The organism is Burkholderia singularis, assembly GCF_001718875.1.
GTDB lineage: Bacteria > Pseudomonadota > Gammaproteobacteria > Burkholderiales > Burkholderiaceae > Burkholderia > Burkholderia singularis.
This window is the reverse complement of record NZ_CP013448.1, coordinates 3498117-3513036: the sequence shown is the minus strand read 5'-3', so window position 1 is coordinate 3513036 and position 14920 is coordinate 3498117. Positions and strand designations below refer to the sequence as shown.

General features: G+C 64.8%; 11 protein-coding genes. 7 read left to right on the top strand and 4 right to left on the bottom strand.

All coding sequences use genetic code 11. The annotated features are described in order from the left end of the window. The first annotated feature begins 71 nt into the window (after positions 1 to 71). On the top strand, positions 72 to 587 hold the full coding sequence (locus AQ611_RS15485; protein ID WP_059518043.1) for a single-stranded DNA-binding protein: 516 nt from the start codon (positions 72 to 74) through the stop codon (positions 585 to 587). 389 nt (positions 588 to 976) lie between these two features. Here AQ611_RS15485 and dkgB read toward each other — a convergent pair whose 3' ends face one another. From dkgB to AQ611_RS15460, 4 genes are all read right to left on the bottom strand, one after another. Then, positions 977 to 1783, bottom strand: a complete 807-nt coding sequence (dkgB, locus tag AQ611_RS15480) for a 2,5-didehydrogluconate reductase DkgB (RefSeq protein WP_069235002.1) — start codon at positions 1781 to 1783, stop codon at positions 977 to 979. Between the two features lie 474 nt (positions 1784 to 2257). Continuing rightward, on the bottom strand, positions 2258 to 2584 hold the full coding sequence (locus tag AQ611_RS15470; protein ID WP_059517811.1) for a hypothetical protein: 327 nt from the start codon (positions 2582 to 2584) through the stop codon (positions 2258 to 2260). Between the two features lie 354 nt (positions 2585 to 2938). Further along, complete coding sequence (locus AQ611_RS15465; protein WP_089341557.1) at positions 2939 to 3286, bottom strand: hypothetical protein; 348 nt, start codon at positions 3284 to 3286, stop codon at positions 2939 to 2941. A 54-nt stretch (positions 3287 to 3340) separates the two neighbouring features. Continuing rightward, a complete protein-coding gene (locus AQ611_RS15460) occupies positions 3341 to 3715 on the bottom strand; it encodes a hypothetical protein (RefSeq protein ID WP_059517814.1) in 375 nt (124 codons plus the stop codon). A gap of 424 nt (positions 3716 to 4139) precedes the next feature. Here AQ611_RS15460 and AQ611_RS15455 point away from each other — a divergent pair, with 424 nt between their 5' ends. From AQ611_RS15455 to AQ611_RS15430, 6 genes are all read left to right on the top strand, one after another. Next, a complete protein-coding gene (locus tag AQ611_RS15455; RefSeq protein ID WP_083237340.1) occupies positions 4140 to 5153 on the top strand; it encodes an FHA domain-containing protein in 1014 nt (337 codons plus the stop codon). 10 nt (positions 5154 to 5163) lie between these two features. Next, the gene (locus AQ611_RS15450) at positions 5164 to 9165 is read left to right on the top strand and encodes a TOMM system kinase/cyclase fusion protein (protein ID WP_069235000.1); all 4002 of its coding nucleotides are present in this window, start codon (positions 5164 to 5166) and stop codon (positions 9163 to 9165) included. Further along, entirely contained in the window at positions 9152 to 9499 is a 348-nt protein-coding gene (locus AQ611_RS15445; RefSeq protein WP_059517824.1) for a BMA_0021/BMA_0022 family TOMM bacteriocin, read from the top strand. The genes AQ611_RS15450 and AQ611_RS15445 overlap by 14 nt, the downstream gene beginning before the upstream one ends. A gap of 15 nt (positions 9500 to 9514) precedes the next feature. After that, complete coding sequence (locus AQ611_RS15440) at positions 9515 to 9865, top strand: BMA_0021/BMA_0022 family TOMM bacteriocin (protein ID WP_059517826.1); 351 nt, start codon at positions 9515 to 9517, stop codon at positions 9863 to 9865. 82 nt (positions 9866 to 9947) lie between these two features. Beyond that, positions 9948 to 12215, top strand: coding sequence for a TOMM precursor leader peptide-binding protein (locus tag AQ611_RS15435; RefSeq protein ID WP_069234999.1), 2268 nt, complete (start codon positions 9948 to 9950; stop codon positions 12213 to 12215). A 482-nt stretch (positions 12216 to 12697) separates the two neighbouring features. Continuing rightward, positions 12698 to 14872 (top strand): putative bifunctional diguanylate cyclase/phosphodiesterase, encoded by a 2175-nt coding sequence (locus tag AQ611_RS15430; RefSeq protein WP_069234998.1) that lies wholly within the window; start codon positions 12698 to 12700, stop codon positions 14870 to 14872. Positions 14873 to 14920 lie beyond the last annotated feature (48 nt).

The following is a 14920-nucleotide window of genomic DNA, read 5'->3' as shown; positions in this document are numbered from 1 at the left end:
GCATGCGGCCCACGCCGCTGCCGCAAACGGTTTTGCCGCGCTGTTTGGCATCGAATCAACTGGAGAAACACATGGCATCCGTCAACAAGGTCATTCTCGTCGGCAATCTCGGCGCCGATCCCGAAGTGCGTTACCTGCCGAGCGGTGATGCGGTCGCGAATATCCGCCTTGCGACGACCGATCGCTATAAGGACAAGGCGTCCGGCGAATTCAAGGAAATGACTGAATGGCACCGCGTCGCGTTCTTCGGACGGCTTGCCGAGATCGTCAGCGAATATCTGAAGAAGGGCTCGTCGGTTTATATCGAGGGACGGATTCGCACGCGCAAGTGGCAGGGGCAGGATGGGCAGGACCGCTACTCGACCGAAATCGTTGCCGATCAGATGCAAATGCTTGGCGGCCGTGGCGGCTCGGGCGGTGGTGGCGGTAGCGATGACGGCGGCTACGGCGGCGGCCGCGATGCTGAGCGTGGTGGCGCTCGCCCTGCGGGCGGCGGCTCGGCCGCGCGCGGCGGCGGCAGTGCCAGCCGGCCGAGCGCGCCGGCCGGCGGCGGGTTCGACGAGATGGACGACGATATTCCGTTCTGACTTCCCGTAAGCAGGAGCTGCAAAGAAAACCCCGCCTTTGAGCGGGGTTTTCTTTGCGATCAGCGATTCGCGGCAACTTTCGCGAACCGCAGCGCCTTGCCGATGGAACCGGATGTTTTCTTCGAAACGTATATGGCCGTCCCGGCCGTCAAGTCCGGCGAAGCCCAGTTCCATCCATAGGTGCTTCAAATGCCTGCCCGATTCACGTGCGTTGACACCTTCGTCGCGTTTGCCGTAGCGCTCGCTCAAGTACGCGCTTCACGATTAATTTGCGTTGGCGTCAGCGCGCCGGGTCGACACAGCCGAAACGGAGACACCGAGGTCACCGCGAGCGGCCTATCGACGCGGTGGTTCGAACGGCGGACAGGGCGGCAAAAATGCCGGCGCGCTCAGTCCCATTGAGGCGCGAGGCCGGCCGGGTTGACTTCGCGGCCGTTGCGTTCGAGCGCGGCGATCTGGGCGATATCATCGTCGTTCAGGCGCAGCGTCTGGGCGAGCAGATTGCTGGCGAGATTCTCGCGCTTCGTGGACGACGGAATGACCGAGTAGCCGAGTTGCAGCGCCCACGCGAGCGCGACCTGGGCCGGCGTGGCGTGGTGCCGCCGCGCGATCGCGCCGATAGTGGGATCGCTGAGCACCTTTCCATACGCGAGCGTCATATACGACGTGACATGGATACCTTCACGCCGCAGGAACTCGACGAGCGTGCGGTTCTGCAGATACGGGCTCAGTTCGATCTGGTTGGTTGCAATCGCATCCCTGCCGACCACGGCGATCGCCTGCCGCGTCAGTTCGATGTTGAAGTTCGAGATGCCGATTTGCCGCGTCAGGCCCTTTGCTTTTGCGTCGGCGAGCGCGGTCATGAATTCCCCGAGCGCCACGCCGTTGCCGGGCGCGGGCCAGTGGATCAGCGTCAGATCGACGTAGTCGGTACGCAGTTTCGCGAGGCTCTGCTCGAGGCTCGGCACGAGCTTGTCTTTCGCATAGTGGTCGACCCAAATTTTCGTGGTCACGAACAGTTCGTCGCGGCGCACGCCGGAGGTGGCGATCGCACTGCCTACTTCGGCTTCGTTACCGTAGATCTGCGCGGTATCGATCGCGCGATAGCCGAGTTCGAGTCCGGTGCTGACCGAATCGACGACAACTTGCCCTTGCAGGCGGAATGTGCCGAGGCCGAATGCGGGGATTTTGTTCATTGTTCATTCCTGGGAGGGATCGCGCTGTCGGCCATTCTGGCGGTGGGGGGCGATGAAATAAATGCCGCTGCAAGACAAAGATATTTGACTTCAAATCAAATAGGACCGCTGATCGAGATCGGTTGCGCGCGGCTCGGAAACGTGCGGGCGGCAGCCGAGCTTCAAGCGGCGCGCTTCTTTGAAACGACGATGAGGCCGACCGAGCCAACGTGGCGACCTTGGCGCGGATTTCCGGCGGCTGCGAGTGCGCGATCCGTTCAACGTGCGCAGGCTGCTTTCGATGTGATGCCGCTCGGTTCGCGGTATTGCGAACGCGAAGAATTCGACGCGCACGAACGTCGCCACCGGCCGGCGGAAGAAGGGGCGCAACTCTATTGCAAGCCTCTTGGAAAGTCTCGCCGCGAGATGGCGGACCTTCGCCGGAAGCAACCATGCGCCAACGACGCCTGTATGGTTTGGGCGCGCCGAATTGAATTATCCGCGCAGCCCCAGTCCCTTCATGTTTTCGGCTTCCATCGCCGCGCGCCATTCCTCGCTTGCCTCGATCGGGTCCATCGCGTCTTCGATCGAGAACATCGCGCGTTCAGCGGCCATTCTCGTTTCATCGGCTAGAACGTCCTCCGACGTGTCGGAGTCGTCCTCGGGCGGCATCATCATGTCGCGCAGCATCGCTTTGAGCTCAGGCGTATCCCAAGGCAGGCCGCGCTGCATCCGGATCTTGATGTAATGCCTGACTTCCGCGTCCTGTTCCGGCGTCAGCGGCAATCCGCGGAAGGTGCTTTCTGAGGCAGGAGGAATCATGGCGGGCTCCAGCTTTGCAGGTCACCAGTGTAGTCCCGTTGCGGTCTGGCGTGCGATAAAAAACAAAACCCGGCGATTCCCCACGAATCCCGGGTTTCTCGTTTGCCGCGCTTTCGATCGCCTGTATATGCCCGAGCGGGCAAACGCAGTTAACCGATGACGACAACGACAGCAAGTAACTACCGAATTTCTCCTTATTCCGGGCGGGTAAAGCGTTATCCCCCGGGCGCCGTTTCGAATCGACAGCGCACGATCATGGCACGTGACCGATGCCCGTTTGTCATTAGTGCTGCGTTTCCGGCCGCCGCAGCATGGCGGCGGCCGGGCGCAGTCTTTCGGCCCTCGTGAAACGGGTCATAAGCCAAGCGTACCGCTTCTGCTTGTGCAGCCGACAACCGGCGCACAAACAGTGAATCTGAAATCCAGCTTCTTGCCCGGTATGTCGAGCGTGAGATCGGCTTCGGACTTCAATTTGTCTACCGCACCGCCGAATTTCGCGCTCGGATGCGCGTGGTTCAACGTACCGCCGCCAATCAATCGATTCGCGATATAAAGCTCCACGGTTGCGGAGACCGGATTCGCACTCACGCGGAATTCCAGCGTCACCGGACCGATCGCGACCGAGTGTCGGGATGCGTTGAAAATATCCTTGTCGAGCTGGTTGGTCCGGATATGCGCGAGCAGATCCGGGCTCGCGCCCATTTTTTGCGATGACCGCGTGGCGGTCGAGTGCAGCGGATGGACGGTGCTCATCGGCTAATCCACGCAGAGCGCGTCGACATCGGTATCCGCCGTATCGTCGCGGAGCAGATCGACTGGGACAGGAATGATGCCGTTCGCGCCACGAATGAAGATCTCCTTGTGATATCGGCTCTCGAATGAATAAACCGGCGTCGTATAGTGTCTGACAGACGGTGATGGACGTTTGGCGATGCCCATCACCTTGAGAACGACGCCGTCCATGAAATGGAGTTCGGGCGCAAGCCGGATATGCCCGACATGCAGCGGTGCGTGCCCTTTCGCGATGACCCGGAAAAAACCTGGCATGCGAGAACCCAAGGCCGCATAAATCGCCTTTGCATTCGCGACGGGTACGAGTACCCGGTGAAGCGGGCTGATTTCCGAACTCATGGTTGGTTGGTCTCTACTCGCGATTTCCCGCACGTCTACATGCAAGAACTCACTTCTTTGTTGCCGGCCCGTGTCGTTTCCGACATCACGAACGTTACGGCGGCGCTTCGATGAAATCCATTACATTTGATTACGCAAGCCGCCGGCTTTCTATTTGCTGACGAAAAGTGGGCCGGGGTGGTGATTTGTTCATGATTTCGTCCGGTTCGCGTCTTCATTTCGGGGCAACGCTGTGCCGACGAAACAAATCCGAACGATTTGGCCGGCGAGCGCGATCGCATCGCCCACAGTCTTGTCGACCCTCTCACACTTGCCTATGATTTAACAGAATTCAACATTTGACCGTCAATCGTTCACATAAACAGCACGACCTTCCTCTGCTGGGCCGGCGGAATGTCGTGCGTTTTTTCTATGGGCCGTCGAAATGGCGTTGCTTGAAAATGGTTTGTCAGGGCAGCTTTGTCTGTTGCGCGCGCATCACGTGTTAGGGCGCGATCCGTTGCGTTGCGACACGGTGCTTACCGATTCCTATGTGTCGCGCGTCCATGCGAGCATCTGCTGGGCCGCGGGGCAGTGGGAGCTGCACGACCATAGCCGCAACGGCACATTCGTATCGGGCGCGCTCGTCGGCGCGGGCGAGCGGGTGGTGTTGCGCGAGGGCGATCTGATCCAGCTCGGCAGCGCCGGCTCGGTGCGCTGGCGCATCCGCCAGCTGGGCGAGCCTGTCGACATGCTTTGGCCGCTGCATCCGCCCGCACCGCCGATCAGGCTCGAGCACGCGCACGCGCTGCCGGGCACGAAGATCACTGTGTCGCGCTCCGCGCACGGCGACTGGCTATGCGACGACACGGCACCGCCGCGCGTGTTGCGCGACGGCGACACCGTGATTTGCGGTGATTTCGCTTGGCAACTGGTGCTTGCGCACTGGAACGAAACGGGCGCGCTGCCGCGTGCGGCGCAGGCCGTGGCGTTGCCGCAACGTGTCGATTTCGTCGTGAGCCGCGATGAGGAGCACGTGAGCGCGATGCTGCATACGCGCGGCGGCGCGATCGACCTGGGCGCGCGTGCGCACCACTACTGCCTCGTGACGCTTGCGCGGGCGCGGTTCTCCGACGCGCGGGCGGGATACGACACCGCATCGCAAGGCTGGATCGAGCTTGATACGCTCGCGCGGATGCTCGGACTCGACGAATCGCACGTCAATGTGCAGATCTATCGCGCCCGTTCGCAATTCATGCCGCTTCTGTCCGCCGGCTCACCTGAACTCGTCGAGCGTCGCCGCGGCGGCGTGCGCTTCGGTGCGCTGGCGTTTCGCGTCATGCGCGGCGACCGGCTCGAGTGTCAGTCGCCCTGTTTGGCCGACCCTTTCGACGCGCCGGCCGGGCCGGCCACCATCGACGGCCCGCCAGCCTCCCTTTATTCCATCGTTTCGAGCTGAGCGGCGTTTCATGGGAAAGTCGGTTTTGGCTGGACGCAAAAGTATTTGCCTGCGTGATCCGCGACCGTTTCCGGACGAAGGCGTGGAACTGCAGGGCATGCATCGCTATCGTTTGGGCGCGGTGCTCGGCGAGGGCGGCGCGGGATGCGTCTACGAGGCGATCCGGCTCGATACGGCGCGGCGTGTCGCGATCAAGCTGTTGCGCGATGACGCGCCGCGCACCGGGCGCGAGCGCACCCGCTTTCTTCGTGAACTCGAATTGTGCGCGCGGCTGTCGCATCCGAACGTCGTCGCGCTGCTCGACAGCGGGGAGACCGCCGACGGCCGGTTGTTCGCGGTGTTCGAGCATGTCGCGGGCCGCACGCTGCGCGCGTTGTTGTCGGCCGACGGCGCGTTGCAGGCCGAGACGACGGGCGTGCTGATGGCGCAAGTGCTGGACGGGCTCGCGCATGCGCACGGCAATGGCGTCGTGCATCGCGATTTGAAGCCGCAGAACGTGATGGTGACGACGATCGACGGCGAGCCGTGCGCGAAAATTCTCGATTTCGGCATAGGGGCGTTGCTGCCCGACGCGCGCGCTGCCGACGAACTGACGCTGACCGCGGCGACCGAAGTGCTCGGCTCGCCGCAATATTGCGCGCCCGAGCAGCTTCGCGGCGAGCCTCCGACCGCGAAGAGCGATTTCTACGCGTGGGGGCTGATGGTGATCGAGTGTCTGACCGGGCATCCGGTGATGCAAGGCGCGAGCGTCGCGGACGTCTTGTACCAGCACCTGAGCCCCGTCGATGTCGCGTTGCCGCCCGCGATTGCCGCGCACCCGCTCGGAGACGTGCTGCGCGATGCGTTGAACAAGGATCCGCGGCAGCGCGCGGCTTCCGCGCAGGCGCTTGCCAGCCGGTTTCGCGCGATCCATTTTCCGGCGCTGGTCGGCGGCCTGCGCTACGGCCGGCGCGTGAGTGCCGGGCAGGCGGGTCTCGCGCACCGCGAGCCGGGTCAGCCGGCAGCCGCCGACGCGTCGCTCGGGCGGCGGCAGATCACCGCGCTGTGCTGCCGCGTCGCGCTCGTCGCGAACGGCGGCCACGATATGGACGATGCGGCCGCGCTCGAGGAAGCGCTCGACACGACGCACGCGCAATGGCTCACGCGCTGCTCGGACATCGCGATCCGCTATGGCGGCTATGCGGCGGGCACGCTTGGCGACACGCTGCTGTTCTACTTCGGCTATCCGCAGAGCATCGACCGGCCCGCGCAGCGCGCGTGTCGGGCGGCGCTCGAAATGACGCGGCAGGCGGAACAGGCGGTTGGCGCATGGCGCATCGAAATCGCGGGGGCGATCCATGTGGGCGCGGCGCTCGCATCGGTGAGCGGCGCATCGGGCGGTGCGACGGCGCGGGCGGCCATCGGCTTGCAGCGCATCGCGCAGCCGGGCCGCATTCTGTTGAGCGGCGAGGCGGCGCATGCGCTCGAGCGTCATGTCGACGCGGCGTTGACGGCGCACGTCTTCGCGGCGCCCGGCGCGGCGGCCCAGCCGGTGCATGAACTGCTTGGCGAGCGTTACGAGCGCGGGCCGTTCGAGTCGCTCGAACTTGGCGATGCCGTGCCGATCGTCGGCCGCGAGCGTGAGCAGGCGGCGCTCGCGCGCGCGTGGCGCGATGCGGCAAACGGCGACAAACATGCCGCCGGTGAGCGGCGCGCGACGCTCGTGGTAGGCGAACCGGGCATCGGCAAGTCGAGGCTCGTGCATGCGTTGCGCGAAACGGTGCGCGCGCAGGGCGGCGCGTGCGCCGTGTGCGTCTGCCTGCCGGAACAGACGAATCATGCGCTCTTTCCGATCCTGCGGTTCGTGCGCGCGCACTGGCAGCTCGATACCGGCGGTGCGGGCGCGCTCGAGCGGATGCTCGACGCGTTCGACGGCGACCGTGTGGCCGCGCGCGCGATGCTCGTCGCGTGGCTCGGGCTGCCGGGGGCGGCGGATCAATTGCATTGGTCGGGTGCGCAGCAACAGGCGCTGTTCGATGTGCTGTGTCAACTCCTCGCTTCACTCGGCGCAGGCGGCCCCGTGCTTGTGATTGTCGAGGACGTGCAGTGGGTCGACAGCGTGACGGGCGATTTTCTCGACGCGCTTTCGCGTCACCCGGCCGGTGCATCGATGTGTATCGTGCTGACGTCGCGGCCGGAGCAACTGGAGCGCTGGCGCAACAATACCGAGCGGCTGATGCTGCGGCGCTTGCCTGCCGCGGCCACCCGCAGCTTGATCGCATCGCTGATGCCGGGCGTTCACGCCGATCACGCCGCGCTCGATTTTCTCGCGAAACGCACGGGCGGCGTGCCGCTGTATGTCGAGGAGACGGTGCGCGCGCTTTTATCCGGCGGTGCGCAGAGCGCGCACGGCGATTTGCTGGATCTGTCGGACGCGACGCGCTGGCCGTTTCCAGGCAGCTTGCGCGAGACGCTCGAGCGCACGCTCGAACGCGCCGACGACGCGCTCGACACGGTGCAGCTCGCCGCGACGATCGGGCTGGAAGTCGATGCGCGGCTGCTCGCGGATGCGTCGCCGCACGAGGGCGCCGCGCTCGACGATCGTCTGCGGCGTCTGCTGGAGGGCAGGGTGTTGTATGCGCAGCATCGGTTGGGCGGCGCGACTTACGTGTTCCGTCACGCGCTGCTGCGCGAAGCCGCGTATGAATCGATGCCGGCCGCGATGCGTCGCGCGAATCATGGCCGCGTTGCGCGGGCCTTGCTCGCGCGCCCCGCGAGCGGCGACATTGCCGCGCGCTCCGCGGTGATCGCCAATCATTTTGCGAGTGCGCATGCGTATGCGGATGCCGTGCCGCACGGCATCGACGCGGCGCGGCGTTCGCTCGAGCGTTCGCTTCACGACGACGCGCTTCGCTATGCGGGAGCGGTGCGGGGCTGGCTGCTGCACTGCGACTATCCGGATCTCGACAAGGACGCGGTCGAGACCGACTTGATCCTCGCGCATGCGCAAATGGCGCGCGACGGCTGGGGCGACCCGCGCGTGCGCGAGCACACGGACCGCGTGCTCGCGCGCGTGGCCGCGCTTTCCGATCCGCAAGCCGCGGCGAGCGCGTTGGGCACCATCGCGCTTTACTCGCATGTGGCACGTGATGCCGCGGCGGTGCGCGAAACCACCGACCGGTTGTCGGAGCTGGCACGCTTGTCGGCGCGCGCGGATCTGGTCGTTGCCGCCGACGCGTTGCGCGGCATCGGTTTATGGATCGACGGCTACGCGTCGCAAGCGCTCGAAGCGCTCAATAGGGCGAGCACCGCGTATGATCCGTGGCGCGACGCCGACCATCGCTACGTGCTCGGGCTCGACACGCGGGCGTGGGCGTTGTCGGCGCAGGCGAGCGTATTGCTCGACATCGACGACGATGTCGAGCGCACGCTTTCGGTCGCGCGCGAGGCGGTCGAGCGGGCGACCTGTACCGACCATTTGCCGACGATCGGCGTGACGCTGATGTATCTGTCGCGGATGCAGCAGACCGTCGGCGATCGCGACGGGGCGCGCGATACGCTGGATGTGCTGCTGAGCCTCGCGCGACGCTATGGAATGAGCGCGGTCGAAAGTTATGCGGCGGTCGTTCAAGCATGGTGCGACGGCGATCGCGACGCGGCTGCCGCGAACGTTGCCGCGCTGTACGCGGCGGGTTGCCGGCTCGGTCTGACTTATTACGAATCGGTCATTGCCGATATCGACGCGGCGCACGGCAACTGGGGCGCGGCCGTCGAGACGCTCGATGCGTGCCTCGCGCTTGCCGACGTGACGGGTGAGCGCTTTTACGTAGCGGAGCTGCTGCTGAAGAAGGCGCGCTGCTTGCATGAGGTTCGCGAGCGCTGCCCGGACGACGACGTCGATGCGCTTTGCGCCCAAGTGGAGACGATCGCAACGCAGCAAGGCATGCACCGGATCATGAAGAAAGCGCAGCATCAGCTGCGCGAGTTCCAGCTAGAACGTTACTCAACCTCGAGAGCATATGATGGACCATAGCGCTAACTTACCCACTTACGAGCAATTTCTGGAGTTCCGTGCGGCTGTGATCAGAGCGATTGCCGTGGCCTGGAACGACAAGGATTATCTCGACCAGCTATTGGCCGATCCGGTCAAGGCGTTGCACGATAAATTCGATTACCGCTTTCCTCTGCCGGTGGATCTGAAGGCGGTGGCCGAAACCGCGACCTGGACGCCTGAGACGACAGCCGGCTGGACATGCATCAAGAACAACGTGCTCGAACTCGTGCTGCCGCCCGCGCCGCCGCAGGATCAGGAGGCTGTCGCGCTGGCCGCATACAACAGCAGAAATCTCACGCCGTTCGGGCGTTGATTCAGGAGAACCAACATGGCATTGGACAACGCAGTTCCTACCCAGTATTCGTTGCTCGAGTTTCAGGAGGTCTATCTTCGCGCGATCGCGCTATCGTGGCGCGACCCCGTGTTCAAGGCGGCGTTGCTCGAGAACCCTCAAGACGCGATCGAGCGTTATCTCAACTACCGCTGCCCGTGGATCGTCGATTTGAAGATTACCGAGGCCGGGCCGGAATGCGGATGGGATGCGCAAGCGCAACGCTGGAATTTGCCGCGCAACGCGATCACATTCGGCGTGCCGAAACGGCCCGAGCTTGCCGAGCAAGCGATCGCACTTGCCGCGTATAACGATTCGGGCCCCGCCTATCTGTTCTCCTGCTGCTGACCGATGTATGCAATGAGATGGCGCAGCCCGAAGCACGGGCTGCGCCGTTTGTTTTGATGGCGGCCTTACCTGTGGAGCAACCATGCTCGATGATTTCTCGCGCGTGCTGCGCTTCAAGCCGCATTTGCTCGTGCTCGACGCCGGCCCGGACGTGCTGTACGTCGTCGACGAGTTCCGGCGCGCGGCGCTGCCGGGCGCCGTGTTTCCCGCACTGGCCGCGTGCATGCGCGACGGCTTGTCGATCGCGCAGATGTTCGCGGCGCTCGCCGGGCGGTTTTCAGACTGGCAGTTGCTGGCGGCGCTCGATCATCTGGTGCGGCGCGGTTATGTGAGCGCCGACGCGCCGGGCGAGCGCGATATCGCGGCGGGCTTCTTCGAGCGCACGGGCGTTGACGGCGCGGCCGCGGCCGGCATCGCATCGCAGCTCGCGGTAAGTGTCGAGGCGTTCGGCGTAGACCCGGCCGCTCAACTCGACGCATTGGCCGCGGCCGGCATCAGGGTGACGCCGCACGCACCGCTCGTCGTCGCGTTGACCGACGGCTACGACCGCCCCGAGCTTGCCGCCGCCGCCGAACGTGCGGCGGCGCGCGGCGGTGCGTTGTTCATCGTCGTGCCCGATCGCGTCGAACCGCTGCTCGGGCCGTTGATCGGCCCGCTGTCGGCGCCGGCCGGCGCGGCGGCCGATACCGTGGACGATCGGCCCTGTATCGAATGTGTACGTTACTGGACGTCGCTGAACCGGCCGGTCGAGACGCTGCTCGCGCGTCTTCACGGCCACGATGCCGTGCGCCCGCCGCCCGTGCGCAGCCGGGCGAGCGCGGCTGCTGTGGCCGCGCTTGTCGCGTCGGCCGTCGAGCAGTTTGCGGTGAGCGCCGAGCGTCGCCGGGCGTCGGCCGTGCGGATCGTATCGCTGCGCGTCGACACGCTCGCGAGCGTCGCGCATCGCGTTGTCAGGCGCGCGCAGTGTCCGCGTTGCGCGAACCCGGCGTGGATGCGCGAGCAGGCCGAGCGGCCGGTCGCGCTCGCCTCGGTCGATACGGCCGTGCCGCGCGAAGGCGGCTATCGCACGTTGACCGCCACCGAGTTTTTCGAGCGCTATAAGCACCTGATTTCGCCCGTCAGCGGACCGGTCGTCTATCTGCATCCGATGCCGGGGCGCAACGCCGGGAACCGGCACGTCTATGTCGCGGGCTATCTGGTTTGTCCGCGTGAGGCGCCGCCGCGCGAGAATCGCTTCGACAAGCTCAGCTCCGGCAAGGGCGCAAGCGATGCGCAGGCGCGCGCGAGCGCGCTGGCCGAAGCGCTCGAACGCTTCAGCGGCGTGTATCAAGGGGACGAAGCGGCGATACGCGGCAGCCTCGCCGAACTCGCCATGCATGCGCCGCCAGGTTGTACGCCGATAGACGTCAATGCGCTGCAGCAATTCAGCGAGCGCCAGTTCGAGCAGCGCGAGCAGCAAAATCGAACCACCGACGATCCGCGCAAGCAGGTTCCCGAACGCTTCACGCCGGACAGCGTGATCGACTGGACGCCCGCATGGTCACTTGCCACCGGCGCGCGCCGGCTGGTGCCGCTTAGCTATTGCTATGCGGAGACGCCTGCGTCGAGCGGCACCGCGTATTGCATCCACAATCCGAACGGCTGTGCGGCTGGCACACGCATCGAGGAAGCGATCCTGCAAGGCCTCTTCGAATTGGTCGAGCGCGATGCGGTGGCGATCTGGTGGTACAACGAACTGCGCCGGCCGGGTGTCGACATCGCGAGTTTCGCCGATCCGTATTTCGATGCGCTCGTCGCCGAGTATGCGTCGCTTGGCTGGCGCTTATGGGCGCTGGACCTCACGCACGATCTGCGTATTCCCGTGTTCGCGGCGCTCGCGCGCGAGGAAGCGACGGGCCGCTTCTCGATCGGCTTCGGCTGCCACCTCGACGCCCGCATCGCGTTGCAGCGGGCGCTGACCGAAGTGAATCAGTTGCTCGACGTCGGCGCGTCTGCGCCTGCGCCGTGGGATGCCGACAAGCTGGCGACCGACGCGTTCCTGTTTCCCGATTCCGCGCAGCCGCTCGTGCTTGCGCCGGCGTTTGCGCGGGCACACGGCGCGGGCTTCGACTTGAAGCAAGGTGTCGACGAGTGCGTCGCGCGGTTGTCGGCCGCGGGCATCGATACGCTCGTCGTCGACAAGACGCGGCCCGACATCGGCTTGTCGGTGGTGCAGGTGATCGCGCCCGGCCTTTGCCACTTCTGGCCGCGCTTTGGCGCGGCGCGGCTGTATTCGGTGCCGGTGCGCGAGCGTTGGCGCGCGCGCGCGCGTGACGAGGCCGAGCTGAACCGCGCGCTGTTGTTCCTATAACGCCGGCGCAGGTGAGTGCCGATTTATTGTGCCAATTGTGATCGCAGGCAATGAAGCCGTCCGGACGTCAATATGACGGATTTGATCGTGAATATCCATTATGTGGGTGAGAATACAAGCGCCGAGAGTCAATCGATCGAAATTAACGATATTAATAAATAAAGCTTGATGATTGACGTTGAGGATTTTTATTTTTAATCGATTATTGATTTACAGTATGGACTGACGATTGCCTAAGTGCGCTCGCACCCGATGATATGAGCGCTGCCGCGCCGATTGCGGGACGGCACGGCCCGAATTCGTGCATTTGCCGGGAAACGATTGCGTCATCCACCACACATACCCGATGCGGGTTGTCGTGGATGATCGCATAAACTTCAGTGAGTGCGAATCGATATTCAATTGATATCCGAATATCGAATTGCCGGTCAATCGAATGCATTGCCGAATTCCCGGCGATTTACTTTTTCGGGAGCATCCCGATGGCCAGCCTCCCTAGCCGATTATCCGATGGTCTGAGCATGCTGCGCACGGGCCTTGCCGGCGCGAGCGTCTTGGCGGCGGCCGCGACGGTCCTGCTTGGCACCGCGCTGCTGCCGGGCAAGTATGCTCCGCGCGCGCAAGGCGCCACGTGCGTCGCGCATGCGGCCGCGCCGATCGACACCGATGGCGACGCCGATGCGCGTTCGGCGAGCACCGTCTCAGCAGCCATGGTGCCGGCCGTCTGGGTGGACGGCGCGGCGTGCGGCTCGTCCGCCGCGGGGCCGGTACAGGCGGTGGATTCGATACTCGGGCAGCCGGCCGGCGGGATGGACGCTGCTTTATCGACGCAATCGTATTGGGACATGATTTACTCCACGTTTCGAGAAGGGGCATTGATTGCGCTCGCGCTGGGCGCAATCGGTTCGTTGGCGCTGGTGCGCTTATCCGCGCTGCGTGTCAGGCGGCTCGCGGTTTTCATCGATAAAGCCGAGCGTGCGTGCGGCGGCGGCGCCAAGGTCGTTGCCGAGCGGCTCGCATGCGTGCGTTGGCAGAATCCGGCAATGAAACGGCCGGTCGGCGTGTTTGCGCCGGCGAGCTATCGCAACAAACCGGCCGTCGCGGGGCTGCGGCCGGCGGTGCAGACCGCGGCCGCGCAGCAAGCCGGGACGAGCCGCGCTTCCCGTGGCAACGGGCGGGGGCGCGGCGATGCGCCGGGCGCGACGGCGGTGCGTGCACCGGCGGCGCCGCACATATCGAATATGTCCTCCGTGGCATCCGGTTCACGAGACGGTTCGCACAACGACGCAAATCGGTTTGGCCGTGTGCGGGTGCTCAAGCGCTTCGTGAAGGACCACGAATTCATGCAACGGTTTGCCTGGCAGGCATTGCATGATCCGCTCACCGGATTGCCGAATCGCGCGGAATTCGAGCGCCACGTCGACGCCGCGCTTGCCGACGAGCAACGCGGCTCGATCGCCCTGTTGTTTCTCGATCTCGACCGTTTCCGGATCATCAACGATACATGCGGCTATGCGGCGGGCGATGCGATGTTGGCCACGATCGCGGCGCGGCTCGTCGCTCGAGCCGCGCCCGGCGACATCGTCGCGCGACTTGGCGGCGACGAGTTTTGCGTGCTGCTGGCCGCACGCGACGAGGCCGCCGCGAACGGCGCGGCCGAGCATTTGCGCGCCAGCATCGACGGCTTTGTCTTCGTCTGGGAAGGGCAGCCGTTTTCGGTCACCGTCAGCGTTGGCGTGGCGCTGATCGATGCGACCGGGCGCGCGCGGCGCGTCGAGGAAGCCGTGCGCCTGGCGGGTATTGCGTGCGATGTCGCGAAGGAGCGCGGGCGCAACCGCGTGCAACGCGCCGATCCGCTCGACCGCGAGCTTGCGCATCACGTGAGCGACGTGTCGTGGTGCACGCGGGTCAGGCATGCGCTCGAATACGACGATTTTTGCCTGTACGTGCAGCCGATTGTCGACACGGCCGGGCATATCGACGCCGGGCCGCAGCGCGCGAGCCGCGCGGAGCTGCTGCTGCGGATGGGTTCGCTCGGCGAGCATGGCGACGTTGCGTCGCCCGGCCGTTTCATTCGCGCGGCGGAGCGCTACGGGCTGGTGACGGACATCGACCGCTGGGTTGTGCGCACCGCGCTCGACAGGCTTGCCCGCACGACCCAGCGGCGTTTCTCCGAATATGCAATCAACTTGTCCGGCATGTCGATCGGCGACGAGCGTTTTCTAGACTATGTGTGCGAGCAGTTCGTGCGCACCGGTGTTTCACCGGAGCTGATCTGCTTTGAAATCACCGAGACGGCTGCCATCGCCAACCTGCCTGATGCGCTGCATTTCATGAACGAGCTCAAGGCGATCGGATGCCGGTTCGCACTCGACGATTTCGGCGCGGGTGTCGCGTCGCTCAGCTATTTGAAGCAATTGCCGGTGGAGTATCTGAAGATCGACGGCAGCTTCGTGGCCAATATCGCGAGCGATACCGCGAGCCTGGACATCGTCGCCTCGATCAACGATATCGGCCATGCGATGAACTGCAAGACGGTTGCCGAATACGTGGATAGCGAGGTGACGCTGCAAAAGCTTACCGCGTTGGGCGTCGATTACGCGCAGGGCTATTACATCGGGCGGCCGATGCCGTGGTGCGAGTCGGTGCGGCCGTAACGCAGGGCGCCGCGGCGGCAGAACGCAAGGGCGGGCGCAGCTGTTGAG

Coding starts and splice junctions, on each gene's coding strand:
- AQ611_RS15485 (WP_059518043.1), top strand. CDS start 72: ATGGCATCCGTCAACAAGGTCATTCTCGTCGGCAATCTCGGCGCCGAT.
- dkgB (WP_069235002.1), bottom strand. CDS start 1,783: ATGAACAAAATCCCCGCATTCGGCCTCGGCACATTCCGCCTGCAAGGG.
- AQ611_RS15470 (WP_059517811.1), bottom strand. CDS start 2,584: ATGATTCCTCCTGCCTCAGAAAGCACCTTCCGCGGATTGCCGCTGACG.
- AQ611_RS15465 (WP_089341557.1), bottom strand. CDS start 3,286: ATGGGCGCGAGCCCGGATCTGCTCGCGCATATCCGGACCAACCAGCTC.
- AQ611_RS15460 (WP_059517814.1), bottom strand. CDS start 3,715: ATGAGTTCGGAAATCAGCCCGCTTCACCGGGTACTCGTACCCGTCGCG.
- AQ611_RS15455 (WP_083237340.1), top strand. CDS start 4,140: ATGGCGTTGCTTGAAAATGGTTTGTCAGGGCAGCTTTGTCTGTTGCGC.
- AQ611_RS15450 (WP_069235000.1), top strand. CDS start 5,164: ATGGGAAAGTCGGTTTTGGCTGGACGCAAAAGTATTTGCCTGCGTGAT.
- AQ611_RS15445 (WP_059517824.1), top strand. CDS start 9,152: ATGATGGACCATAGCGCTAACTTACCCACTTACGAGCAATTTCTGGAG.
- AQ611_RS15440 (WP_059517826.1), top strand. CDS start 9,515: ATGGCATTGGACAACGCAGTTCCTACCCAGTATTCGTTGCTCGAGTTT.
- AQ611_RS15435 (WP_069234999.1), top strand. CDS start 9,948: ATGCTCGATGATTTCTCGCGCGTGCTGCGCTTCAAGCCGCATTTGCTC.
- AQ611_RS15430 (WP_069234998.1), top strand. CDS start 12,698: ATGGCCAGCCTCCCTAGCCGATTATCCGATGGTCTGAGCATGCTGCGC.